The organism is Sphingobacterium sp. BN32 (assembly GCF_030503615.1).
Lineage (GTDB): Bacteria > Bacteroidota > Bacteroidia > Sphingobacteriales > Sphingobacteriaceae > Sphingobacterium.
Map to the genome: position 1 here is coordinate 1,734,454 of NZ_CP129963.1, position 23,537 is coordinate 1,757,990.

24 protein-coding genes are annotated in these 23,537 nt (G+C 36.4%); 5 read left to right on the forward strand and 19 right to left on the reverse strand.

Going from position 1 to position 23,537, the window contains the following annotated elements; genetic code table 11:
* Position 1 precedes the first annotated feature (1 nt).
* From QYC40_RS07195 to QYC40_RS07240, 10 genes are all read right to left on the reverse strand, one after another.
* Complete coding sequence (locus QYC40_RS07195) at positions 2-1,312, reverse strand: HlyD family efflux transporter periplasmic adaptor subunit (RefSeq protein WP_301993251.1); 1,311 nt, start codon at positions 1,310-1,312, stop codon at positions 2-4.
* On the reverse strand, positions 1,302-3,503 hold the full coding sequence (locus QYC40_RS07200) for a peptidase domain-containing ABC transporter (protein WP_301993253.1): 2,202 nt from the start codon (positions 3,501-3,503) through the stop codon (positions 1,302-1,304). Before QYC40_RS07200 ends, QYC40_RS07195 begins: the two co-directional genes overlap by 11 nt.
* 1 nt (position 3,504) lies before the next feature.
* Entirely contained in the window at positions 3,505-4,596 is a 1,092-nt protein-coding gene (gene gwsS, locus QYC40_RS07205; RefSeq protein WP_301993254.1) for a grasp-with-spasm system SPASM domain peptide maturase, read from the reverse strand.
* A 2-nt stretch (positions 4,597-4,598) separates the two neighbouring features.
* Complete coding sequence (locus tag QYC40_RS07210) at positions 4,599-4,778, reverse strand: hypothetical protein (RefSeq protein ID WP_301993256.1); 180 nt, start codon at positions 4,776-4,778, stop codon at positions 4,599-4,601.
* Positions 4,768-5,730 carry a grasp-with-spasm system ATP-grasp peptide maturase gene (gene gwsG, locus QYC40_RS07215; RefSeq protein ID WP_301993257.1) on the reverse strand — a complete coding sequence of 321 codons (963 nt, stop codon included), beginning with the start codon at positions 5,728-5,730 and terminating at the stop codon, positions 4,768-4,770. The genes QYC40_RS07210 and gwsG overlap by 11 nt, the downstream gene beginning before the upstream one ends.
* A gap of 475 nt (positions 5,731-6,205) precedes the next feature.
* Positions 6,206-6,397 carry a hypothetical protein gene (locus QYC40_RS07220; protein WP_301993258.1) on the reverse strand — a complete coding sequence of 64 codons (192 nt, stop codon included), beginning with the start codon at positions 6,395-6,397 and terminating at the stop codon, positions 6,206-6,208.
* 46 nt (positions 6,398-6,443) lie between these two features.
* The gene (locus QYC40_RS07225) at positions 6,444-6,635 is read right to left on the reverse strand and encodes a hypothetical protein (RefSeq protein ID WP_301993259.1); all 192 of its coding nucleotides are present in this window, start codon (positions 6,633-6,635) and stop codon (positions 6,444-6,446) included.
* 73 nt (positions 6,636-6,708) lie between these two features.
* Complete coding sequence (locus QYC40_RS07230; RefSeq protein WP_301993261.1) at positions 6,709-6,897, reverse strand: hypothetical protein; 189 nt, start codon at positions 6,895-6,897, stop codon at positions 6,709-6,711.
* Between the two features lie 207 nt (positions 6,898-7,104).
* Positions 7,105-7,845, reverse strand: coding sequence for a LytTR family DNA-binding domain-containing protein (locus tag QYC40_RS07235; protein WP_301993262.1), 741 nt, complete (start codon positions 7,843-7,845; stop codon positions 7,105-7,107).
* 3 nt (positions 7,846-7,848) lie between these two features.
* Positions 7,849-9,804, reverse strand: a complete 1,956-nt coding sequence (locus tag QYC40_RS07240) for a histidine kinase (RefSeq protein ID WP_301993264.1) — start codon at positions 9,802-9,804, stop codon at positions 7,849-7,851.
* A gap of 186 nt (positions 9,805-9,990) precedes the next feature.
* Here QYC40_RS07240 and QYC40_RS07245 point away from each other — a divergent pair, with 186 nt between their 5' ends.
* Entirely contained in the window at positions 9,991-11,391 is a 1,401-nt protein-coding gene (locus tag QYC40_RS07245) for a DEAD/DEAH box helicase (protein WP_301993265.1), read from the forward strand.
* Between the two features lie 124 nt (positions 11,392-11,515).
* Here QYC40_RS07245 and QYC40_RS07250 read toward each other — a convergent pair whose 3' ends face one another.
* A complete protein-coding gene (locus QYC40_RS07250) occupies positions 11,516-11,707 on the reverse strand; it encodes a cold-shock protein (protein ID WP_149525902.1) in 192 nt (63 codons plus the stop codon).
* Between the two features lie 569 nt (positions 11,708-12,276).
* Here QYC40_RS07250 and QYC40_RS07255 point away from each other — a divergent pair.
* A complete protein-coding gene (locus QYC40_RS07255) occupies positions 12,277-12,474 on the forward strand; it encodes a hypothetical protein (protein ID WP_301993267.1) in 198 nt (65 codons plus the stop codon).
* 21 nt (positions 12,475-12,495) lie between these two features.
* Here the strand turns inward: QYC40_RS07255 and QYC40_RS07260 are convergent, their stop codons facing one another.
* The 3 genes from QYC40_RS07260 to QYC40_RS07270 form a co-directional block, all read right to left on the reverse strand.
* The gene (locus tag QYC40_RS07260) at positions 12,496-12,684 is read right to left on the reverse strand and encodes a hypothetical protein (RefSeq protein ID WP_301993268.1); all 189 of its coding nucleotides are present in this window, start codon (positions 12,682-12,684) and stop codon (positions 12,496-12,498) included.
* Between the two features lie 118 nt (positions 12,685-12,802).
* Positions 12,803-14,407 carry a fimbrillin family protein gene (locus tag QYC40_RS07265; protein ID WP_301993270.1) on the reverse strand — a complete coding sequence of 535 codons (1,605 nt, stop codon included), beginning with the start codon at positions 14,405-14,407 and terminating at the stop codon, positions 12,803-12,805.
* A 34-nt stretch (positions 14,408-14,441) separates the two neighbouring features.
* A complete protein-coding gene (locus QYC40_RS07270) occupies positions 14,442-14,609 on the reverse strand; it encodes a hypothetical protein (RefSeq protein WP_301993271.1) in 168 nt (55 codons plus the stop codon).
* A 716-nt stretch (positions 14,610-15,325) separates the two neighbouring features.
* Between QYC40_RS07270 and QYC40_RS07275 the strand changes: the two genes are divergently transcribed.
* Entirely contained in the window at positions 15,326-15,604 is a 279-nt protein-coding gene (locus tag QYC40_RS07275; protein WP_301993272.1) for a hypothetical protein, read from the forward strand.
* Positions 15,605-15,677: 73 nt separating this feature from the next.
* Positions 15,678-15,908, forward strand: coding sequence for a hypothetical protein (locus tag QYC40_RS07280; protein ID WP_301993273.1), 231 nt, complete (start codon positions 15,678-15,680; stop codon positions 15,906-15,908).
* A 90-nt stretch (positions 15,909-15,998) separates the two neighbouring features.
* On the opposite strand, the gene QYC40_RS07285 is transcribed toward QYC40_RS07280, so the two are convergent.
* The 5 genes from QYC40_RS07285 to QYC40_RS07305 all read right to left on the reverse strand — a co-directional run bounded on the left by QYC40_RS07285 (position 15,999) and on the right by QYC40_RS07305 (position 21,248).
* Entirely contained in the window at positions 15,999-16,532 is a 534-nt protein-coding gene (locus tag QYC40_RS07285; RefSeq protein WP_301993274.1) for an HXXEE domain-containing protein, read from the reverse strand.
* 388 nt (positions 16,533-16,920) lie between these two features.
* A complete protein-coding gene (locus QYC40_RS07290; RefSeq protein WP_301993275.1) occupies positions 16,921-18,015 on the reverse strand; it encodes a Fic family protein in 1,095 nt (364 codons plus the stop codon).
* A gap of 175 nt (positions 18,016-18,190) precedes the next feature.
* Positions 18,191-19,093 carry a hypothetical protein gene (locus QYC40_RS07295; RefSeq protein WP_301993276.1) on the reverse strand — a complete coding sequence of 301 codons (903 nt, stop codon included), beginning with the start codon at positions 19,091-19,093 and terminating at the stop codon, positions 18,191-18,193.
* A gap of 314 nt (positions 19,094-19,407) precedes the next feature.
* On the reverse strand, positions 19,408-20,043 hold the full coding sequence (locus tag QYC40_RS07300; RefSeq protein WP_301993277.1) for a P63C domain-containing protein: 636 nt from the start codon (positions 20,041-20,043) through the stop codon (positions 19,408-19,410).
* A 2-nt stretch (positions 20,044-20,045) separates the two neighbouring features.
* On the reverse strand, positions 20,046-21,248 hold the full coding sequence (locus QYC40_RS07305; protein WP_301993278.1) for a helix-turn-helix transcriptional regulator: 1,203 nt from the start codon (positions 21,246-21,248) through the stop codon (positions 20,046-20,048).
* 1,049 nt (positions 21,249-22,297) lie between these two features.
* On the opposite strand from QYC40_RS07305, the gene QYC40_RS07310 reads away from it, so the two are divergent.
* Complete coding sequence (locus QYC40_RS07310) at positions 22,298-23,509, forward strand: hypothetical protein (RefSeq protein ID WP_301993279.1); 1,212 nt, start codon at positions 22,298-22,300, stop codon at positions 23,507-23,509.
* Positions 23,510-23,537 lie beyond the last annotated feature (28 nt).

The window sequence follows — 23,537 nt, forward strand, 5'->3', positions numbered from 1 at the left end:
GCTAGTCGTTGTTCTGATATTTTAACACACTTCTTAACTGGTCTAGAATTCTTTGAGCAAGTGTTAGTTCTTCTGTTACGATGTCTGCGCTACCCGTAAGTTCCTGATCAAAGTTTAATTGCTTATCGTAAGAGGTTTTAAGACCATTGGGCAGTGCCACTTCGACATAATATTTTCCATCTTTATCGGGGGTTAGCGAGAGTGATTGGATACGGCCCGTAACGATGCCAAACTCTTGATATTTGTAATTATCAAGCTTGATCAATACGCGTTGATCCTTCTGTATTTTTCCCTGGTTCTGTGCGGCAATCAGCATCTGACCAATGATGACATCGCGACGTTCCGGAAGAATGCTCAGCAAATTAGAACCAGCTTTCACAAATTGATTTTCCCCTAAAAATTGTAGATAGCTTACTTTTCCGTCTATAGATGCTCGAATAAGGAAGTTTCTCTCCCACTGTATGATTGATTTTCGAAGTCGCTCTAACATTAAAATACTGCCTGTAGCGTAGTTCGATTCATCCTTGGTCTTATTGATCTGAACTCCTGCTTGAATCTTCCTGAAGTTTAATACGCTTTCCTCCAACTGCGCGAGCGATAATTGCGTATTCTTAAAGTTCTTACGTTGCTCTAGCAGTCTTATTTTCTCATTTTCCAAGTCTAGGGCCGAGATCACCCCCTGCTGCTGAAGCTGTTCCGAACGTTGGTAGTTCTTTTCCGTAAGTTCCATTTTAGCCTCTTCGATCGTGTATTGCTGCTTCATGTTAGCAATTCGATTCTCATAGTCATTGATGTTCTTGCCCGCTGTCAGACCTTCTGTGTCGTATGGTTTCAATTTGGCAAAAAGCAACTCGTCCTGTACGGCTTTGGCAAAGGCCGTATAATCTTCCTGCACTTCACCTAATCTAAATGTCGATGTCAATGCAATTGGAAATTGAGCTAAGGAACTTAATTCTACGCTATCTAGAAGACCCTTTAGGCGAATCATATCTTCATAGTTGGCATTCGACTGTAAGACTAAAATAGGTTCACCCTTCTTCACAGATTTTTGATCGGCAACAAATATCTTTTCAATCCTCGAATTGACGGTCGCTTCAATCTTTTCCGGTGGGTTCTGCGAACTGATAACGATCGTCCCTTGAATAAACTCGGGATATTTAATGATACAGGCGAGCGTAAAAAATAAAACAATCAGTAAACAGATCACTGTACTTCCCCAACGAATCAGCCAATGCGGTGGATTCTCCAAGACATCATTCACCTGCTCTGAACGAAGGTGTATATTATCTAATGTATTTCTATTAGTTTCCAAGTTCTAACTGATTTTTAACTAAACGATAGTATTCTCCTCTCCTAGCAACTAATTCCGCATGGCTCCCCTCTTCAACGATCCGGCCATGATCCAACACCACAATTTTATCTGCATTTTTCACGGTAGATAAGCGGTGAGCTATGATCACCGCCGTTTTACCTTTCAAAAAGTGGTTTAAATTGTCTGTAATAATTTTTTCGGTGTTGGCATCCAAGGCACTTGTTGCCTCATCGAAAAACACAAATTTTGGCTCTTTATAAACCGCTCTGGCGATGAGCATACGTTGTGTTTGTCCGCCGCTAAGTCCTAATCCTTCGTACCCTATTTTTGTATTGTAGCTCAGGGGCAAGCTTTCGATAAAGTCTTTAATATTTGCGACTTCCACCGCTTGGCCCAATTTCGCTTTATCGACACTATCATCCCCTAAAGCAATATTATGGGCGATACTCTCATTGAAAATATATCCATCTTGCATAACAATTCCGCAGTTTGCTCGCCAAGTATGGACAGAGATATTCTTCAGCTCTGTTGGTCCGATCTTTACTGTTCCCAAATCGGCATCATAAAACTTTGCCAATATCTTCATCAAGGTTGTTTTGCCACTTCCGCTAGCACCGACAATTGCGGTCGTTTTTTCGAACGGAATGGTTAGGTTGAGCCCTTCGAATACCGATGTTTCTGAGCCTGTATAACGGAAAGAGACATTTTGCAATTGGATATCGCCATCCGGTAGGTCTGTAAGTTTCGCTTGATCCAGCTGCTCCTCATCGTCTTTTTCATGTATCTCATTCAGACGCTCCAACGCGATTTTTGCATCCTGAAATTGACGGATAAAGCTGACTAGCTGAATCAACGGCGTATTTAGCTGTCCGATAATGTATTGTACAGATAACATCATCCCCAGCGTTAATTTCCCTTCAACAACCAGACTCGCAGCAATAAAGCTGATCAAGACGTCTTTTAATTGGCTAATAATGTTACCGCCGATTGTTTGCACTTGCTCCAATTTCAGAGCTTTGATCTTTATTCGGAATACTTTGATCTGAGTCCCCTCCCATTGCCAGCGTTTATAGTTCTCGGCATTGTTCATCTTGATTTCCTGCATACCATTGATCAGTTCCATCACCTGGCCCTGTTCTTCCGATAGCTGGGAAAACTGCTTATAATCCAATTCTCGACGCTTTTTTAAGAAAAAAGTAATCCATAGCACATAGGCTAAAGCGCCAATGAAGAAAACAAGGAATAGCTTATAGTTGTAAATTAGGAGCACTATTCCGAAAATGAGGAAGTTGATGAGTGAGAAAAGTGTCTGCAGTGAACTATTCGTCAACAGCTGCTCGATCCTGGAGTGGTCTCCAATTCGTTGCATAATATCCGCTGTTACGCGCGTATCAAAGAATTTAATAGGCAAACGCATTAGCTTGATAAAGAAGTCCGACACAATGGAAATGTTGATTCTCGACGATAAGTGCAGCAGTATCCAGGCTCGAATCATCTCAATACTCATCTGTCCTAAATACAGCATGATCTGCGCGAAAAGCACTAAGTAAATGAAATTCAGATCCTGATTCTGAATACCGATATCGACGATACTCTGTGTCAGAAATGGAAGTACGAGCGCGAGCAAACTTCCGCCAATTAGCCCGATGGCTAACTGAACAATATATTTTCTATATTTTGAAAGGTAGTGTTTAAGGTATTTATAGATTGAAAATTTCTTATCCGTATTCTCTTCAACCTCGTCAAAACGCGGCGTTGTCTCCAGTACCAGCGCAATACCCTCTTCTGTCGTTTCATTGGCGCCTTTACCAATCCAAGCTTCCAGAAATTCTTCTTTCTTGTAGGTTATTAAGCCATAGCTCGGGTCGGAAATATAGACTTTATAATCATTTCCGGTCTTCTCCACTTTATAAACGACCACAAAATGTTGCTTTCTCCAAAAGACAACACATGGCATTGGTACATCTTCAAAAAGTGTATTAAAGTCAATCTTTACCGCTAATGTCTTGAATCCGATCGCTTCCGCTGCACGGCTAAGTCCCATTAGACTGGAGCCTTCTCGCGTGGTTTCTGAAAGATCACGCAACATTTGTAATGAAAGCGATTTACCGTAATGCTTGCTGATAATTCGCAAACAAGTCGGGCCACAGTCCTTCGCATCAGGTTGCTTATAAAACGGAAACTTTGCCATCTTACCCTTTATCGATTAAATCTTCCATTTGATAGTAAGCGACAGCATGTTGTTTCAAGGGATTCTGCGACCAATCTTCCCAGGAATTTTGATAAGGATCATAGCCACATTTCAGCGGTTTCGATCTGTCGCGACCATCTTGATCGATATGTGTTCGTTCTGTGAAAGCTCTACAATCCGTGCAGATATGACGAAATTCGCAATCTTTGCAAACCTCAATACTGTCTTTATTGATAAACCAATCCTTCCTAAAGCTTGGATTAGCAAGAATGTCTGCTAAAGATGTGCTTAAGAAATGGCCATAATTTTCTTTCATGGATGGACAGTTCTTTATAAAGCCATCTTTGTCTATTGCTAATTTTCTATTTAGGCAAGTATTGTGGAGCTGACTCTCGGAAAACAGCTCTATGCTGGTGCTGAAATACGAAGGCTGAATGACCCCACATTGCAGGTTTGAGTGCAAACTGCTTTCACTGAAGACGATTGAAGCAGAGTCTCTGAACAACTTTATCTGCTTTGTTTTCGGTGCTCCATGAAGTACTACGGTATTGAGCCTGTAATCTGTCTCCATCAAATCTTTAATCCGCTTTTCTGTGTATTCGTTTGCCCAGGCACTAATCAATTTGATAGACAATACCTTGCTATACTTAAATAAGGCAAGTAACTCAACTGTTTCTGAAAAAGGTATCGGTTCGTAGCTTCTCAACTCGACCGCTGATAAATTCAACGCCAGTAAATCCTGAATAAAAGCGACATCATATGCCGTTCCAGGCTTAATCTCTAGAATAACATTTGTGATTTCGGAGAAGGCGTCCCATTCCAAAGACAAGGGTACCAGTTCTCTGATGATATTGTCGTCTAGAAAGCCCATATCCATTTTCAATACAAAATTGATATAAGACTGTATTGTTGCTTTGTTTTCTGCACCGAAGTTTTCTATCGTTTCTTCTACCGAATGGTCGCCTAGAAATAGCAGCACTTCGGCCATGTCGTTCGGAATTTGATAGTATTTTCTAAGTTGCAAATCGCAGAGCAGCGACATGCTCGCTCCTTTGACCAGTTTGCAATTTGCGAAGATATTGAGATAGCCCATAACTAGAGTTTTGAAACTGGTTTGTAATAACTAATCACTCGATAGCCTTTGGAATTAATGTCTTTGGCTTCTTCTAATTTATATGGGCTCTTGTCCAAATCCATTTGATCTCTTTCCAGAAAATAGATTGAAAGCGGAAGACCATCCATTTTTTTTAGTTTTTTAATAAATCTATGCTTCATGGGAAATCTTCTTTTTAAATATTAATGCCATTTCTCGTTCTAAAAAGTAGTTGCAAGGATGAGAAACCATGCCAAATTGCCCCTCCGGATTGATCTCTAGGAAGACGTAATCACCTTCCGGCGTAAGGATCAGGTCGATAGAGCCTGTATTGAATCCTAAACCTTTCATCAGGGTATCCAGCTTGCGCTCTATGCCTTGTGGTAATTGATAAGGAACGGTTCTATTTGGGCGTTGATGGTCGTAGTTACGGAAATCGGTTTTTGTGTTCTTATTATTTTGCGAATAGATGGCCATAGAATAGAATTTGCCATAAAGGTAGAATACCCTGATTTCCATCTTCTTTTCGATCGCTTGCTGCACTAACGATGGAAAGAATTGCTGAGGAACATATTTCAACGTCTTCTCATCAATTACCTTCGACAACATGTTATAGTGCGCATCACCCTCATCCTGTAAGTAAATCACTTCACTAAGCGGTTTTAGAATAAGTTTTTTATAGGTAGCAAGAAATGCCTCAAGAGCAAGCTTGCTGGTCATGACCTCTGTCTTTGGAATTAAAAGACCTTTTTCTTCGGCAGCCTGCAATACATGTAGCTTATTAATCCTGTTGAATACAAAAGGATCGCTCACCCATTTATCCAGTTCGATCTTCTCAAGGATATAGAAGAATAAGGCTTTAAATTCTGAGTTTAGGAAGTCACGAAGTGTTCTCTCATTCTCAAAATGAGGGGTTCGGAAACTGTATTCGAGATTCGGAAACTTATGAATGCGACGTCTATACCATACCAATGCATAGTCATCATTTTGCGGCAATTCGGACAAACTGTTTATAACAAACAGATCCTCTCCATTTAAACGTTTGTATGGAGTGGCATAATACCCCAACCACTTACAAAGGTAATCTGTAGAGGTTTCAAAACTGGCCTGGCTTATGATTAATACTTTGCTCATTCTTCCTTCATTAGTATGATCACCTTCAGATATTTCTGCAGGAATCACTTTACTGTGTGAAAATAGAATAATAGCAATTCAAAAAAACGCGGGTTAAATAAGATGCTAACTGTCAATCAATATTCGTAGGCTTTGAAAGTATATTCGTAATACGGATTAGTAGTTAGTATCTAGATATAAGACATTAGATTTTAGACATTAGAGTATTTTCTGAACCGTTGGTTTTGAAAGGGAATTTTGTGTTGTCTTTGAACCAAGAAAGGAAGGATGAAAGGATTACCAAGATCCTGTCAATCTTTGCATCCTTTTTTTCCTGGTTCAGACAAGCGCTCATACTTTTATATCTTACATCTATGTTCTAATATCTTATCCCCCCTTAGGTCTTTATACTAAATACTAACTACTAAATACTAGTAAAAAGATAAAGGAGCTGCCCATAATGGACAGCTCCCTTAAACTAGCTGATTGCAAATTATTACTTTGTATCAGGAGCATGGTCACAAGTATAGTGCTCTGCTAAGCGACCTTTTGTAGGTCTGTGCTCTGTTGTTGGAACTGAACCTCCGTCTACTACATCTACTGAGAAATCAACGAAGATGCCTGCGCCGCCCTTAACTTGCTCAGTATTTGCAAGTTTGTTTGCATTTAATTTTTCTAACTTTTTCATAGAAAATAAATTTTATAAGTGTAAGTATTTTGTTTATTCGTTTTAATTATGGTCTTGTGCAACCGTCGTCGATATGGTCAGCAACTGATGAATCTCCGAAAAGTTCATTTGAACTACTTCTTGTCGGAAGAACGCCATTGTCGATACCATTTGATAAGCCGCGTCCGCCAAGAATGCCACCTTTAACTTGGTTCGTGTTAACCAATTTGCTTTGTTTCAATTTTTCTAATTTTTTCATGGTTTTGTTAGTATTAGTGTGTGTGTGTGTGTGTGTGTGTGTGTGTTTGTGTGTGTGTGTTTGTGTACTACTGTTATAAATCGACATAGTCTCTCCAGTTGTCAGCCACTACATAGCCCGTGCTTTTATTGCATGTCGGATCAACGCCACCAGTGACAATACCTGTATCATTACTAAAGCTTGATTGGAGTCCAATCGATCCACCTTTGATATTGGCTGTCGCTAATATTTTTTTGGTCTCAATTTTCTCTAATTTTTTCATCTCTGACTTGTTTGTTGATTTAAATATCAAGGAATATTTTAAAGATTTTCGTGCGATTAAAGATTGGTGCCTATATAAATCAATAAGCGTTGAGTTTTGGAAAATATTCGATTTTCGAAAGATGTAGGATCAGAATAAAAGGTCCATAAAACACAAAAAACGCACTGGAAAGTGCGTTTAAACAACTAAAAATTAAAATCAACAGTACTAGGTAAGTCTTTCGATAAACTGCATGATGGCTTCTCGCTTTCGGTTAGAAACCGGAATTTTCTTTCCATCTCGCATTTCCAATTGTCCGTCCTTATAGTATTTATGGATAAAATGAGAGTTAATTAGATACGATTGATGACAGCGAATAAATTGTTCTGGAGGTAACATGGCTTCAAAGTGCTTGATTACCTTAGAAACCATTAGACTGACACCATCTTTGAGGTTAAACGTTGTATAGCCCTTATCACTATAACAATACAGTATGTCTTCCACATTTACGATTTGAGTAAACTCAAAAGTTCTTAAGGCAATCTTTTTAGGGATAGAGGGATGCTTCAGATGATTTTCAGCAATCTTAAGTTGCAGTTGGTTGAACTTAAATTCTGACGTTTTCTTATAGCACTGCTCAATCTTCTCAACTAGGAGATTCGGGTCTATTGGTTTTGTTAGGTAGCCAATGGCGCCGAGGTTTAAGGCTTCCATTGCGTATTGATTGAATGCGGTGATAAAGATAATGTGGGTATCCAGATTAAGGTTTGCAAGCAACTCTAGACTAATTCCATCTTTGAGTTGAATATCGGAAAGAATAAGATCAGGAGATTCTTTGGGAATTTCTATTTGCGCCTTCTTTACAGAAGCTGCGGAACCCAGCACAGTGACATAAGGAATTTCATCGAGGATGGTACGGATGTATCGGAGTATGTTTTCCTCATCTTCAAGTATATAGATCTTCAGCATATTTTAATCAAAAAATAAGGTTAATGGTATATATATTTCAACTTTATATCCAGAGCCATCGGTTCTGAAATTTGGAAAAGTCTTTAAGCCAGCAGTCTTGATATCCTTACCATAAAGCAATTCAATACGTTCCTGCGTGATAATATGGGATAGAGATTCCTTTTCAAAATTTTTGACGGATTCTTCTGTCGCCCCTTTTCCATTGTCGGTGATTTCGATATGTAAGGTCCGGTCATCCTGATAGAACTTCACTTGTAAACAGCCTTGACGATCGAGGTTCATTAAACCGTGTTCAATAGCATTTTCAACAAATGGCTGAATTAGCATGGGCGGAATTAGGATATTATCTATATCCAAATCAGTAGAATCTACTTTGAAATCGAAAGAATGACTAAATCGCATCTGTTGTAAATTGACGTAGTTCTGCAAACTTTTGATTTCTTTTTCTAAAGGGATGAAGTCTTTTCGATTCAGCTCGAGCATATCTCTGATTACTCTTGTCAAGGTGATCAGATATTGGTTGGCTTCTTGCTTTTGGTTGGTACTGATGAGGCCTTGTAGGTTTGCGATGGAATTATAGATGAAATGAGGGTTCAACTGATTTTGCCTATTTTTTTGCTCTAAGAGAAGCTGTTTATTTTCTAGCAGCAATTTATCATGCCGCGCTTTAAAGAGCTTCTGCTTGTAGAAATTGAACAGAAAGAAGCCTAGCAGAGCGAGTAAAGCAATTGATATACTGAAGGTCCAACGTTGCTGTAAGATCAATTTGTCGTTTAATTCATTATTGGTCTGCAGCGATTGGATAGCTTCGTCTTTCCTTTCGGCATCATAGCGCGCTGTCAGTTCCGCAATTTCAGTCTTCTGAATAAGTTCAGTCGCTTCTTTAAAAGCTTCATTTTCCTTTTTGCTGTAATCGAAAGCTCGTTTGAAATCACCTTTCATGGCATATGATGCACTATATACGAGGTAAGTTCCTGCCAAATCCTTGGTGTTATTTTTTTGAATCGAATCCAATTTAACACCTTGGTTCAGATAGAAAATTGCGGAATCCGGCTGACCGTTGGCGAGAAATAATTCTGCAAAGTTAAGATAGCGTTTTATCGCATTGTACCTTTTCGTCTCATTGGCAAATTGAAAGTAAACCCTCGCCTTCTCTATTGCTTCTTGCGTCCTGCCCGTCCGTTTAAGCCATTGCGCTTCGAAGTCGTAGGATCGCATCAGCGCAAGTGTATCATTTAATGCGATGGCTAAGGATTGACAGCTATCTAAAAACTCCTTCGTTTTGACCTTGTCGTTGTAATTTAATGAGAGCATGAAACGTATATCGTAATACATTTGCCTAAATCTGGGATGATGCGGATAAGGATAATTCCGCTTCAGCAATTCTACATGTTTCAATGAATTTTCTGTATCCCCATTGACATAATAGGACATTGCTAAAAGGTTGTCTAGCTCATATATAAATATGGAATTAAGCTTTTCGGCTTCTGAACGCGCTTCAATCAATTGTTTTAATACGGCCGATGGGTTGAGATCTCGATCGTTGGATTTACTTTTCAACAATATCAACTGTTGAAGAACCCATTCTTCAGGCTTTGATTTAGGGATATCGATAGCTTCTACAATTTTGACGAGTGTATCATTTTTAAAACCATAGTTTAATTTCCCGACTTTCGTAATCCAATAATATATGTTATCTCTATAACCTTCTGTTCGCTCATAGGCTTTCAGCAGGGTGTCTGCGTCCGCTTCTCTGGATTCGATTGAAAGGGTAAAATATTTTAGGAACTCTCGCTTGGCGACGCTATCCAATCGTTGTTGCTCGTTCATTGATACACCATTGCTTTGATCGGTATGACAGGCATTGATCATCAACGAGACGGTCGAGATCACTGCGATCCATAGTACCATTGGGCGTATGAGAAAGGTGCGAACGGTCGGATTTTGGTTCATAAACATAAAAATGATTTATTAAAACATACTAAACGGAGTTAATTCGATATTCGACAGTCCTCAGTCCATATTCGACGATACAGCAGCCATATTTCAGAGAATAAGTTACTCAAGTACGATGCTTGTAAATTGCGATAGCTACTAGAAGTGCTAGTTTCAGGTTGGCCCCGTTAGTGTGTGGGCTCAAATATATTGAAAATTACTAAATTTAGTTTCATAGAAATTCCTCGTCCAGGGCTTCGCTCAGCGGATTGGATAACCGAGAACCGCGATATTTTAATTAACTTTGTCGCTACACATTCATTTAAAAAATCAACAGTGTCTTTAGATAAATTAAAACTTAGCAAGCGTCTTTACTCAAACATGAACGAATTAGGTTATTTTACTGCGAAGGAATTCCAGATAAAAACCCTTTCTAGAATTGTTGGAGGTCATAGTTTAATTGGTATTGCTCCTGAAGGTGCCGGAAAAACGACTACTTATATTTTAGGTGTCTTGATGCGCTTAAAATATACGGATGATGAAGCGCCTAAGGTTTTGGTTTTAGCGCCTAATGAAGAGCGTATCGAGGAGATAGTGGAAGCGTTCTATAGCATTAGCAAAAACAAGAACCTCGCTATTATGGGGTTAAAATCTTCGGGAAGCATGGAGGAGGAAATTGAAGATCTAGTTCGTGGTGTCGATATTGTCGTTGCTACTCCTACTCGCGCAAGAGCCGTTTATCTGAAATTAGGATTGAACCTGAATCGTATTCAGACCTTCATTGTTGATGATGCGGAAGAGATTGTAAAACAAGGGATGTCAAATACGGTGCGAGAGCTCGCTCAAAGCTGTGGAAAGGTTCAGTACCTCGCATTTAGCACAGTGGAGCATGAGAAGCTTCACGCGATGATTGATGTTTTCATGCCGTTTGCTACGTTGATTGAGGTTGAAGATCTGGGCGATTTTACCCACGACACACATGAACTTTTATTATATCAGGTTCCAAACTTTACTACGAAAATCAATTTGTTGAATGATTTGATGCGCGACGAAGAGGTTTTCGATAAGGTTTTGGTATTTGTCAATACCGTGCATACGGCACGTAAATTATTGGAAAGACTACATGTTAAGAAAGGGGTTGCAGCGTTATATCAGGGTATCAATCCACAAGACTATAACATAGATGATGTCAACATCTTCAAGCAATTGCCGGAGTGCAGAATATTATTGGTTGCGAATGAGAATACGTCTGATGTTGATCTGAGCGGCATTCCATTTATTTTCCATTTCGAAATTCCGGAAGAGATTGAGCGCTTTGTAAAACATGTTTTAAAAACGTCTGATGAGGATGCTATCGCGATCAGCTTTGCGACAGACATCGAATTACCGGAAGTAAAAAAGATTGAGCAATCTTTGGGCAAGAAAATCCCGGTTGAACCATTGCCGGAAGATTTGTTGATCTATACCCCTTCTGATGCCCCAAAAGAGAAGGTCGTTATTGACGAAAGTCAAGGCGGCGCTTTCCATAAGAAGAAAGAAAGCAATAGCAAGACCTACAATTATGGAGGTGGTGCGAAAGCGAAAATGACGATGAAGAAAAAGAGAAGGTAGGATGTGCTGACAGGGTTTAGATTCTTTGGATAAAAAACCTTAGAAAATCAGTCTTTCCTCAAAAAAAAAATGTGGCAGAAGATTTCCATCTTCGCCACATTTTAATAACATACTTACAAGTTTGTTATGCGATACGCACGTTTGTAGCGCTTAATCCTTTCGGAGTTTTTTCTACGTCGAAAGTTACAGTATCATTTTCTCTGATATTGTCTCTAAGTCCTGTTGTGTGTACAAAGATATCTGCACTACCATCATTAGGTGTAATAAATCCGAATCCTTTGGTGTTGTTAAAGAATTTTACTTTTCCTTCTTGCATTGTTTTATGTGTTTAATGAAATATTCTGTTCTGGCAAAAGCCTTTCTGCTATCGCCCTAATGCGACAAATAATCTGTTGTTAGCTAGCAATGATGTGTCTTAGAAGAATTTGAAGGAATACAAATTCGAATAGTTTCTGCACCGTTGATTGGAGAACAAATAAGCAACTGAAATAGCGAAACTAAAATGGATGAGTAAACTGATCTGTTTCAGAGAAGCAAAGGCAGAGCCTGATTATCATACCAAAGATAGGATAATTAATCGTTAATAAATTTTTAAAATTCGTTAAATATTAAGAATATGCGATTAAGTCCATTAGACGCATATTTTATATGTTCCAGAGATCAAGATAACGGATTATAAACGTAACAATACGACAAGAAGATCCCAGTGAACTACGTTTTGGGTACAAGCCAGCATATACGTTTGATACTCATTTTTCGTTTGAGGTGCCGAAGGTGAATAGTACGGCTATTGAATTAAGTGATGGAGCATTGAAGGCTATACAAGGGACTGTACGCTATCCGGAAGCCTTCGGTATATATTAAACTTTTCGTTATATTCGCACTATGACACTAGCAGAACTTAGAGCCGCATTATTAGGCAAATCATTTCCAGAATCTGTACAGATTAATTCATCTTCCACGGTGACAGAATCAGGGAAGTTTTTAGCAATTCAGTTTGCTGATTGCGAGCGCTGGACAAGGGAATTAGAGAAGTGCCCAGCTTACATTCGTTTGGTACAGTTCTATGAAGCTACGAAGTAAGTTGATGATCGTGTTACCATCCTATCCCCTCACTCTTTCTAATTCTTCATCCGAGAAGTGCAGCATATCTGTTAATACCAATACACCGGTATCTTCTTCATCAATCTCTTCAAGATAATACCAAAGATCCCCTTTCACTTTTACGGGGCCGCCGCGTTGCAATACGTGATACCCTTGTTCGATTAAATCTTTTACTTCATTTCGTTTCATAACTGTAAAACGTATAGTTTTTAAAATAGTTTTTCGACCTGGCGGATATATAGAAAAACAGAAGCTAGATCTCGATCTAGCTTCTGGAAATTTATTAATGCAATTGAGTTTTACAATGTTATTTACAGCGCACCGTTCTACGTCCATAGCCTCGACCGATAATAACTGTTTTTCCTGCAACCGTTTGTGAAACATCCACCGTATTGCTTCCCGTGCTGTTCCAAGTTACTTTATTAAAAGTTCTATTTCCTTTTAATCGTAAAGGGAATAGTGGTCCGTTATTTACTTTGCTACCGAACAATTGGACTTCGCCGGTTTTGCTGATTACGATTCTAATGATCGGATTAACACTCGTTCCTTTTAACATGTAAATCATGTCGACTTGATCGCCGTATTGAGAACCATCTTGAAACTCGATATTAACCGCCTGTCCTTCAGCTGTCCCGAATTCTTCGAATTGTATTTGATTTGTGGATGTTGTGCCGTATATGAATGTACCGTTTACTTTCATATTGAAAGCATTGTCTAGCTCTGTGATGTCAAACTGGAATCCATAATTCGCTTCCGGAGCCGTAAAGGTATTCACGATCGTCTCTCCACTTTCATAGTACTTATTTTCATCTGTTTTATATATTCCATACAATGTTCGTCCGCCCAATCGCCAACTCGTTTCCGGATAATTCCAGTTCAACGGTGCCGACGTCACTTCTTCTAGACATGAACGGATCTTGATATTCATGTTATAGCGATGTCCCGGAGTTATTTTAATATTTAGAATACTGATATTGGTTTTTGTTTCCGAATCAATAACCATGGAGGCGATTGTTAGATTAGATGAAACCGTTGTTGGACTAATAATAAATGTTGGGTCGCTCGTAATTGTTCGACCTCCAAATGCCGACGTTGGATAGGCAATATTTGCTGACGCATCTTCAGAAGGAAACTCCAGTGTTCCATCATCGAAGTTTATCGAACCTGATACTTTTGTTGGATTAAAGGCCGCATTGCTAATTGATTCGATTACACCAGTCATCGTGTTGTCCATTTCGAAACTGGTCGTGATTTGACTAAACTGATGTTGAAGAACAGCATCAAGATTATTCATTCCTAACTGTATTTCCATCGTTCTTTTGAAAAACATGAGATCCGCACTAATGTTACTCAATTTTGCCGTGCTTAAATTCTCTCTTCCTTCTATATCCGGAATGGATTCCGTGCTATTGATTGAATAAACAATAAATGTATAAGTTGCTCCTGCCTGGACAGCGATGGAGGTGCTAGGTGGCGTAATACCATATTGATAATCCTGGCTGCTGACATAATTACCGGATGCATCATACACCGCTACACGATACATTGTACCATAAGCCAACGCTCTTAAAATACTACTGCCGGACGCCTTCGGCGAACCTTTAACGCTAATACCGGAATTGCTAGAGCTAATCGTTGTACCTTGTTCGGTAACTGCAACCTCAAGCGTCATCCCACCGTCCAAATAAACATTTGATCGTTGAATGTTCTGAACAGCTTTTTGAGTTGAACGATTTCCTGCAAAAGTTACTTTCTCTTCCGTAGGGTCGCCAACCGATAAATTAATCATCACGGATGCATTTGCATTCGCCGCGGGCTCATCTTTCGATTTTTGGCAGGCAGCAAGCACAGAAAGGCAGGCTATCGCAATAAATGTTAATATGTTGTTCGTTTTGAGTTTCATAATTTTCATAAACATGTTTCTTTCTCTTTGTCTATTGGTCATGCTAAAAGTTCCAATCAAATTCTTTGTTCTGATCTTCCTCTTTATGCCATTCTTCACTAATGGTATTTGTTTCATCTTGAGGTCGCGTGTCCGATGAGGTTGCCGCGATGCCCTCCTCCATCTGTATTTCTTCCATCCAGATTGTTGGTTTTAAATATTGTTTTTTCATTTGCTCTTGTTGATGTTTTACCCAAGTTTTCTACTAGAATTTGCAATTCGCAAAATCGAAATGGATCGATTGAACAAAATTATCTAGTTAATATATTTTCTTATTAGTGCTATTAGGTAAGGTGTGTTTTTTGGATTTATTTGTAGAATTGACTCTACAGGGCTAACCGATATGAATAATTGACAATTTACGTATATCAAGGAATCAGATAATTAACTTATGCGATATATTATATTGTAAATAGTTGAATTATAAATACATGCGAATTTTGACTAATTCAAGAAATTAGTCATGATCTGGAAATGAAAGAAACTTCGGAATTATTTTTAGTATTTATACACTCATTATAAGGCGATTAACTAAGAAATTGAAGAATTTAGTAAGCTTTGGTAAGTTGTCGCGAGTAGGATTTTTGAGATTCTTCTTAAGATTGTTGAAATGGGGGAATGATTTTGAAGACCTTATAATTTTAAGGCATTTTCAAACCTAATTCCGATACGAATAAGATAAGCTCTGAAAAATCAATTGAGGATATGCCAACAAACACTGAAAGACTGACGTTAAGTGTATGTTCATCCACTTTCTTCTATTATCTTTATAAGAACCAAATTATAAAGAGAATGAAAAGATTAATCTATTCATAGTCGCACTAGGCTCTTGTTAAATCTCAAATACTAGGAGAATGGGATTTAATGTACGCTGCGCCCATTTTACTTTTGAAGAAGAAGTCATTCAATTTTGGAAAATCAGATCTAGCGATTACGGGGATAAGATTGGACGGGAAATGGGGTCAATCTATTGCAGGCTGGGATGATGAGGCTACAGTAGAATTTAAGTATTCATTAACTGATCAGAACAGAACATTGACGATTATATATGAAGATGATGTTATTTTGGATTTTGATATTTTAAAGTTAGATGAGAAAACATTGATGATTCAATCAAGATTTGGAGAACAAGAACCTTATCTCCTTCATTTTATGAGACCTATATAACCTACCAACAGGCCACCGACCGGAATAAAGAAAGTACTGTAGCGTTGATTAATGGAATATAGTATATTTGGGTATGGGAAGAAAAAATTTTGCTAAATACATTACCTTCACCAAAGAAGAAAAGAAATCATTTAGTAGAAACTATTCTAGATATTTTATAATTCTTGGAATTATTTTTTTATTGGGTTTGGTAATTGCACATGGCTTTAATTATGATCGTTGGCCAATAAAATTCTTTTTCTACCTGGTTTTATTTCCTTTGCTGATGGCATTTTTTAAGAAAGTTGAAAAAACTAACCCCTAAACTTGCAATTCGGCCTTCCAAACTCTAGTCAACTGCCGATCAAAATAAAAACAAGAGATTTGGTGAGAAGTGTGTGCAGTTTTTTTAATCCTAGTTCATATGCCTATTTCCCCTATCAAACCAAAAGGCTAGTTTATGTGCAAAAACAAGATTCACAGCTACGATTGTAACACCAATAACACTCCATAATAATATTTCTTTTATTTGAAATAAATTGTTCTTAATGAAGTAGTTCAAAGAAAAAACGCAGTATATCAGAGAAATAAATGTGGTATAAATAGCTGGAATGTATCTTTTCAACAGGATGAATTGTATTAGATGGGTGAATAAATGAAGGAAGAGCCCCATAAAAACTCCTAGCCACAATAAATATGTCTCAAAAAGTACAGATACTATTGTGATCACACTCAACAATACAAATTCTTCTGCAACAGCAACGGTAAAAGCAGAAGTTGATAACCCGTCGAATTGTGAAAAAAATCGCTTCGAAAATTTAGGATATTTCTCAGTTAAAAATGTTTTGTTCTTAATAATCCAATCTTTAAAAAATATTATCTCCTCAAATTCATGAAGCATGAAAACGATAGGAAACAGCCAGACTATAAACAATAAATCTAATTCCATATTTTGTATGTTATATTAAACAACGACTTATAATAAAATATAGATTACTCCCCTACTTCCCGATACAATAACTATTAAGTAGCTAAATTACAGTTGATTAATAATCATAAAGGTGTAGCAAAAGAACAGTGATTTTATAGAAAAATAAGTTTTCAACATCGGCAGTAATTTCGCCTGTTATTTCACCCATTGTCACATTTAATTTAGAAAATTATAGAGACTTCTGGAAAGTTGAAAATCTACTGACTACGTGACTACATGACTACAAATACATCAATAATAATTACAAACAATTGACTTAGAGACACATATAACAACAAGTTAAAGTTTTGCTTTTTCAAATTTACTGACTACAAACAGCATTTTTTAGTCGGTAAACCTTAAAAAACTACCAATTTAACTCATAATTGGTGCTTCTGCCACCCGAATCTGCCTTTATTAGAATACCTTTATTCACTAAATCTGTAATGTCTCGTAATGCAGTATCTGCGGATACTTTTGTCATCTTTGCCCACTTTGACGAAGTCAGATTTCCTTCAAAATTATCCATTAATTTATTCAGTATTAATCGTTGCCTATCATTACTAATATTAACATTATTATGCATCCAAAATTGATGTTTTCTAACAACTTTATCTATTATCCTATTCGAAGCAATAATAGCTTCTTTGAGGCAGTTTAAAAACCAAACCACCCAATCGGTAATATCCGAATCTCCTTTTTGCGTTTTCTCTAGAATCGAATAATATTCCTTGCGTTCATGTTTAATTTGCGAAGACATACTATAGAAACGTTGATTGATTCCATCTGCTTTCGACAATTGCATATCTGTTAACGCACGAGCAATACGTCCGTTTCCATCATCAAATGGATGTATAGTTACAAACCATAAATGTACAACAGCAGCTTTTAAGACTGGATCGATAAGAAAATACGTATTAAACCAACCGATGAATCTCTCCATTTCTTCTTCGAGCCGTTCAGCTTTAGGTGCTTCAAAGTGTACTACTTCTTTTCCCATTCCTCCAGATACAACCTGCATATCACCACTTCTCCATTGTGCTACATCAATCTTGTACAAGCCACTTCTACCGATTGGAAATAAAGCACCATGCCAACCAAATAATCTTTCTTTACTTATAGTCTTGTCTGTATTCTGTGTAGCGTCTAGCATCATTTCTACTACACCATCGATGTGACGATCAGAATTTACAAGACCTGAATTGTCCAACCCTAATCGAGTTGCTATCGATGAGCGGACTTGTTCTGGATTTAAAACCTCGCCCTCTATTTCTGATGATTGAACAATATCTTGGATAAGTGTTTCCAAATTTGCTTCGTCTTTTAACTCAAATCCTAGCAACTCTACTTTTCCAATAAGCTTTCCTTGTAGATGCCGAACTTCACTTAATAGATTAAGTATCTTCTCATCTTCCCATTGAAAATCTGTCCAATTATGTCGTACGTGTATATAGATTGCCATGACCTCAAAATTATATGCGGTAAATATAAGCAATATTTACCGCAAAAAATGCGGAGAATAACAATGTAATTCTCCGCATAGAAATTTTATTAAAAGCTCTTCAAAATATTGATCCTAAATTTCACCAAAATATTCAAAAAAGTTAATTTTTAAAATATCATATATATATATATAACTAATTAAATAAACCTCTAATTAGTTCTGGCCAATTAACTCTATGTTCGAATCTTTGCCTATAAAGATCCTCAGCAATTAATTCCGCTTTTGATAATTGGGAAAGCTCCTCCCAGTTATTACCCAAAACATAGGTTGCATTATTATGAAAAATACTCTCTAGGACAAAAAATTCTCTTTCTGGAAAGCCAAAAATAACATATCCATTAAAACCCGCTCGACCAATAGCAACAAAATTTGGATTATTTGAAGTTATAATTTGAAAACGTTGTCTAATAATTGGTTGATAATTAGCTTTAACTCTATCTATTAAAGCATCTATGTTTCCTCTTAATCTTTCCCAGGGGTATTCTCCATGAGGCAATACTGTCCAGTTAAGCCGACGTAAAGGTGCATTAAAATCAATTACAACGTTATTATCATTACTTACCGTATCACATTCCCCAAATAATTCAAGGAATAAGTTAACTATATGCAAAATATCTTTATAATTAGCTGGATCATTAACAAGATCATCAGAAACAATTAATAGTTCATTTTGAGTATTTTCCATTACAGTCAACTCAACACTTGGTGGAGGAATTAAGGTTCTTGGATATCTAAAATAACCAATATCCACAGTATGATAATTTCCATGCCAATCTTGGATAACACTTTCTCGATAAACTCTTTCTTTCTCTCTATCACGGTGTATAATAAATCCTCCTTCAGCGTTAAATTTGCTTTTAGGCCCTACAATATTCGGAAGAATTTGGATACCAGATTCTAACTCATTAAATCCAGCATGATTTACTTTCCTCTCAAAATCTCCTAAATTCAATAAAGCAATTCTAAAAATATCACCCTCTCTCAAATCAGAAAGGTACTTTTCTATATTACGAACTCGTTTTCCTTGTATTTTCATTTTAAACTCTTTTTTTTATACATATTTTTTTGCCGATCATTAAGCATAGTCGACTGGGATATACGAAAACACTTCGGCTATACCATATGCAAAAATGCAACCATGAAATCAATCAGGAAAAGAGGAAATAGGAGTATATTTTTATGAATGCAAAATAAATTATACCTTTGCACCGTTTTAAACATAGTATAATATAATTTATCCTCTTTTCAATCCTAGCTGATTGATTTGACGATAATGTAAAACTATAAAAGACTCGGGTTGGGTAGGATCTTCCTGAGTTTTTTGTTTTTTATCGTCACTTAAACTTTCTTCTAACTTCTCATGTTATACAAATTTTTATCATCCTCAAATAATCTCATCTGAACATTCAAGTTGTATTTCTGTCCATACTTCAATCTGAACTCATACCAAGTTGAACACTCATTCATACATTCTATTGCTTCATAAATGAACTGGTCTAATAATATCTTTCCCTCATCACTTAAAAATTGAAAATGTTTATATGTTCTCATAAACATTTTTGCATATGGATTCAGATATTGAAGTTTAAACAGCCCATCGCTTGTAAACCGCATATAAATTATTTCATTGGTAAATCTTCCAACTATATATTTTCTTATTGTCTTATTTTTAGGAATTGGCCATTTATTCAATCTATAAATTTCATCATAAAAAAGTTGTGGAAATCGCTTTTCGTACACGGAAGCCTCGGCAATAAAATATGAATCAAGATTTTTTCTTATCTCAGATAAATCTATTATTTTACCGCTCGTAAGAAGTATTTTTTCATTTTCCCGATCAAGACTTTCATCAGTAGTTTTTTCTTGAATTATTGCCTCAGTTGAGTCAAATAAAAACTGTTGCAATGCATCTTTATCCAGATCTGTTTTCGGTGTATCTAGCCCCTTTTTATTTCCAATATGGTTGTTGTAAATTTTCTTTGCCATAATTAATTGTAAATATTCTTATTTCTGCTTACATATTGGTTTATACTATCAATATCACTCCAATTCGAATTTAAATCCCCTAAACTTTCCAAAACATTAACATTATATTTTTGGGCTTTTATCCAATTACCTGGCTTATTCCCTGTATCATAAGCTTCGAATAAATAGATCATACTAGGGTGTACGTCATTAAATTTTGCAAATTTAACTACCTCTAAATGATTATTTAAATGCCTTTTAACTAATGAGGACTTCTCCTTAGAAAAAAGATATTTTCTCGCAAAATTATCTGCTTCGCCCTCCTTTTGTGCTAGGACAGCATCATCCGAATTATCAATACTTAAATGATAATTACCTTGAGAAATTTCATCCCAATCAAATAATACATGATACAATTCATGAATTAAAGCAAACCATAATGTTGCATAAAACCCCTTATAATCGGTTAATATAACAGCTGGCTTTCCTTCGCATGGTATTGTCGCTCCCCTAACATGTAAATTGGGAAAAGATGGCATAAACACAATGCTAATACCGCATTTATATAACAAGGAAATAACATTTTTTAATCCTAAACTTACATCTGTTGAGTACCATCTGATTTTAGGAAAAATCTCAATAAGTTTATTCCTATCATAATGATATGGATTGTTTAATTCCTTAAGTAACCCCTCAGCTTTAGTTAACCAAGTACTCTGACTAAAACTATTTTTCTTTTTTATTTTTCCAGCACTAAAAGCAGGAATTTTATCAGAAGGCTTATAGTCTAATATATTCTTCAAGTGAAATAATCGGCATAAACTAATTTTAATTTCATTATAATCAGTTATATCTTCAATAAAACCAACTTTTTTCAATGTCGCTAAATCAAAATTTCTTTTTATGAAATCTATTTCTTCTTGTGTAGCGTTGGAAGAGTATTGGTCTCTAAATGTATTCATAAAAAGATCTAATACGTCCTTTTGAGGCAATTGTAAAAAAGCAGATAATTTATCAAGTGTTGAGAAATCAATTCGCTTTAACGTGCCATTTAAAATTCCTACCAAACCACGGTGTTGAATTCCCATAATTTCAGCTGCGGAAGTTTGATTAATATTTAGTTCAATCAACCTTTGTTCAAAAATGGAAGATAATGATTCAGAAGTTTGATTCCCCATCTCGGACATTATCTTTCCTAACAAATCATCTACGTTAAAATTTTCCATATTCTTTTCTAATACATTACAAATGTAGTAAAAAAAACATTAACACATATTATCTTGTTAAAAAAATGTATTAGTACATTTTTTTTAGCAAGATAAATTCAATTCTCAATTACCACTACTGTAATTGCTCTTTATTTATTTAAATTCTGGATGTTTTCTTAACCCTCTAGCTACTAATTTAGCTCTCAAATGAAACTTAAAATCTTGTTCATTGGCCACTGCTTATTATTGTGACATTATCTCCTTACGAATAACTTCGACAACAGTTAATAAATTATGCTTAAAATACCACAATTTCAATACGGGAAACAGTAATAAACACCAATAAAGAAAGAAAAGGAAAAACAGCTAGTAAAAAGAAAAAACCTAGCAGCGCTGGGTGACCACAATATAATTTAATGATTTTTTAAAACAAGTTTTATATCTCTTTAAATTTAGCTATGTTCTTGCAATACCTTCTAAGTCGTTTATTCATCGATTTTTTTACAAAACTCTGGATTCCTCGAACATTCTGCACATAGCAAAATACTTTTCTTGCCTTTTTTGAAGTACAGTCCATCTCTAAACCATTTTCAGGAAATTCTTATCTTCCGTTGTTCATTTCTATTTTATTATGCTAAACAAGTATACAAAATTGATCAATGTTCATTTTCATCTTGAAAGTGGACATTACTATACATACATCAAATAGAATGATAATTTTTCGATCTGGAATTTTTAGATCTCGATGCTTGCTGTGTATATCAGAAATAGCGATAACTTGCATATCCAAATTTATGGATTATATGCACTAAGACAACAAAAAGACAGTCATTATGTCCGCAAATCCGTATATTTATACCATTAATTTATTGAACGAAACAGCGTAAGCTATCGTATTGGTTAGACTGAAATTGCGACCTTCATTTGACAGCCACATTCGATAGACTTACGCCCGTGCCTTATATGGGCGTGGGCTAAGTCTTTCTGGTTGTCAGGCCGTCGCAAGCCTCAGTCTTGGATCGATCTTAGTTTCACGCCTTTTTTATTTCTCGAAATAAACCTAAAGTATGGCACAGGAAAACTTTTATTACCCGTATAATAGCATTGCGCTAAAATACATTGATCAGCAAATCGTTAAACAAATTATCAAAGCATATGAAAGAGGTGATCAGATTGGAAAAATAAAAACAGATTTTCCAGATGCTCCAATTACCAATAGTCTATATGTTAATCTTCCATATGAGCTAACCGATGAAAAATGCATCTGTGGTCTCTATATCTACCGAAAGGTTTCAGGGAGAACGTCCTACAAAGAGAATTTTGGTATCTGTCCAAATTGTTGGCACGATGCTCAACAAAAACTCTGCGAATGCCAATACTGCTCAGAAAAGCGTCTGACTGCTGAGAAAAAAGAAAATAGTGAGTTTTTGGAGCGGTGGTTATCATACTGTGAGTCACTTTCTCAATTCAAAAGAAAGATTAGCGATTTTGATTTAAATGATATTCTTGACCTGATAGTCATACTTAACCATGATAATTTAATCAATTACAACGCCAACCAAATCAGCTTTGATCTTGTTCACAAATCACATGATGGTCATAGTGAATTATTATATGTTAGAAGTTTTAATTCTGAACTGATTAAATCACTGCAATCCCTTATAGACCGTCATCTACTAGTTCCTGTCGAGGCGCTGACTCCCAGAAGAATTAACACCTTAAAGACATATGATGACCTTTCAAAAATCCCCTTTTACCTCGCTAAGTGGAAATTTAACATTGTAGACGATAAAAATTTATTCAATACAGATATTAAAACGTGGATTTCGCAACGACTTTATAATGAAAATGAGCTCAATTTCTTTTGGCTAGAGTTATACCATACTGAACTATCTCAGTACCTACAAGATCAAGCAAAAGAAAACCTCAGTCTAGTATTGACAGATCTTGAAATCCATTCGATATCAGAATACTTGGCAGAACTATATCCGCTTTCCAAAGCATTCAATCTGATTTATTTCTCGGTTAGCTCCGCATTACGTTTTCAAGTACAGAAAAAGCCGAAAGAAAAAGTCTTGAGAGACTATCTAGTCAATAAGATCTTAGATATGGCTGAGCAAAAGAAAGACAATCAGCATATCATCAAAGATTTTAACCGACCTTCCCAGACACCTGTTTCTATTAAGGCGCAAATCATCAGAAAAAACATCTTCAAGCTCGATTTAGACCATTTTACGTTGATAAAAGCAAATGCAATAGCTACTGTCACTAAACTATAAAAGAAAAATAATATTATAAAACCCCATT

Coding starts and splice junctions, on each gene's coding strand:
- QYC40_RS07265 (WP_301993270.1), bottom strand. CDS start 14,407: ATGAAAATTATGAAACTCAAAACGAACAACATATTAACATTTATTGCG.
- QYC40_RS07305 (WP_301993278.1), bottom strand. CDS start 21,248: ATGGAAAATTTTAACGTAGATGATTTGTTAGGAAAGATAATGTCCGAG.
- QYC40_RS07255 (WP_301993267.1), top strand. CDS start 12,277: ATGACACTAGCAGAACTTAGAGCCGCATTATTAGGCAAATCATTTCCA.
- gwsG (WP_301993257.1), bottom strand. CDS start 5,730: ATGAGCAAAGTATTAATCATAAGCCAGGCCAGTTTTGAAACCTCTACA.
- QYC40_RS07230 (WP_301993261.1), bottom strand. CDS start 6,897: ATGAAAAAATTAGAGAAAATTGAGACCAAAAAAATATTAGCGACAGCC.
- QYC40_RS07290 (WP_301993275.1), bottom strand. CDS start 18,015: ATGGCAATCTATATACACGTACGACATAATTGGACAGATTTTCAATGG.
- QYC40_RS07280 (WP_301993273.1), top strand. CDS start 15,678: ATGGGAAGAAAAAATTTTGCTAAATACATTACCTTCACCAAAGAAGAA.
- QYC40_RS07225 (WP_301993259.1), bottom strand. CDS start 6,635: ATGAAAAAATTAGAAAAATTGAAACAAAGCAAATTGGTTAACACGAAC.
- QYC40_RS07210 (WP_301993256.1), bottom strand. CDS start 4,778: ATGAAGCATAGATTTATTAAAAAACTAAAAAAAATGGATGGTCTTCCG.
- QYC40_RS07295 (WP_301993276.1), bottom strand. CDS start 19,093: ATGAAAATACAAGGAAAACGAGTTCGTAATATAGAAAAGTACCTTTCT.
- QYC40_RS07270 (WP_301993271.1), bottom strand. CDS start 14,609: ATGAAAAAACAATATTTAAAACCAACAATCTGGATGGAAGAAATACAG.
- QYC40_RS07250 (WP_149525902.1), bottom strand. CDS start 11,707: ATGCAAGAAGGAAAAGTAAAATTCTTTAACAACACCAAAGGATTCGGA.
- QYC40_RS07285 (WP_301993274.1), bottom strand. CDS start 16,532: ATGGAATTAGATTTATTGTTTATAGTCTGGCTGTTTCCTATCGTTTTC.
- QYC40_RS07240 (WP_301993264.1), bottom strand. CDS start 9,804: ATGTTTATGAACCAAAATCCGACCGTTCGCACCTTTCTCATACGCCCA.
- QYC40_RS07200 (WP_301993253.1), bottom strand. CDS start 3,503: ATGGCAAAGTTTCCGTTTTATAAGCAACCTGATGCGAAGGACTGTGGC.
- QYC40_RS07310 (WP_301993279.1), top strand. CDS start 22,298: ATGGCACAGGAAAACTTTTATTACCCGTATAATAGCATTGCGCTAAAA.
- QYC40_RS07235 (WP_301993262.1), bottom strand. CDS start 7,845: ATGCTGAAGATCTATATACTTGAAGATGAGGAAAACATACTCCGATAC.
- gwsS (WP_301993254.1), bottom strand. CDS start 4,596: ATGGGCTATCTCAATATCTTCGCAAATTGCAAACTGGTCAAAGGAGCG.
- QYC40_RS07220 (WP_301993258.1), bottom strand. CDS start 6,397: ATGAAAAAGTTAGAAAAATTAAATGCAAACAAACTTGCAAATACTGAG.
- QYC40_RS07260 (WP_301993268.1), bottom strand. CDS start 12,684: ATGAAACGAAATGAAGTAAAAGATTTAATCGAACAAGGGTATCACGTA.
- QYC40_RS07300 (WP_301993277.1), bottom strand. CDS start 20,043: ATGGCAAAGAAAATTTACAACAACCATATTGGAAATAAAAAGGGGCTA.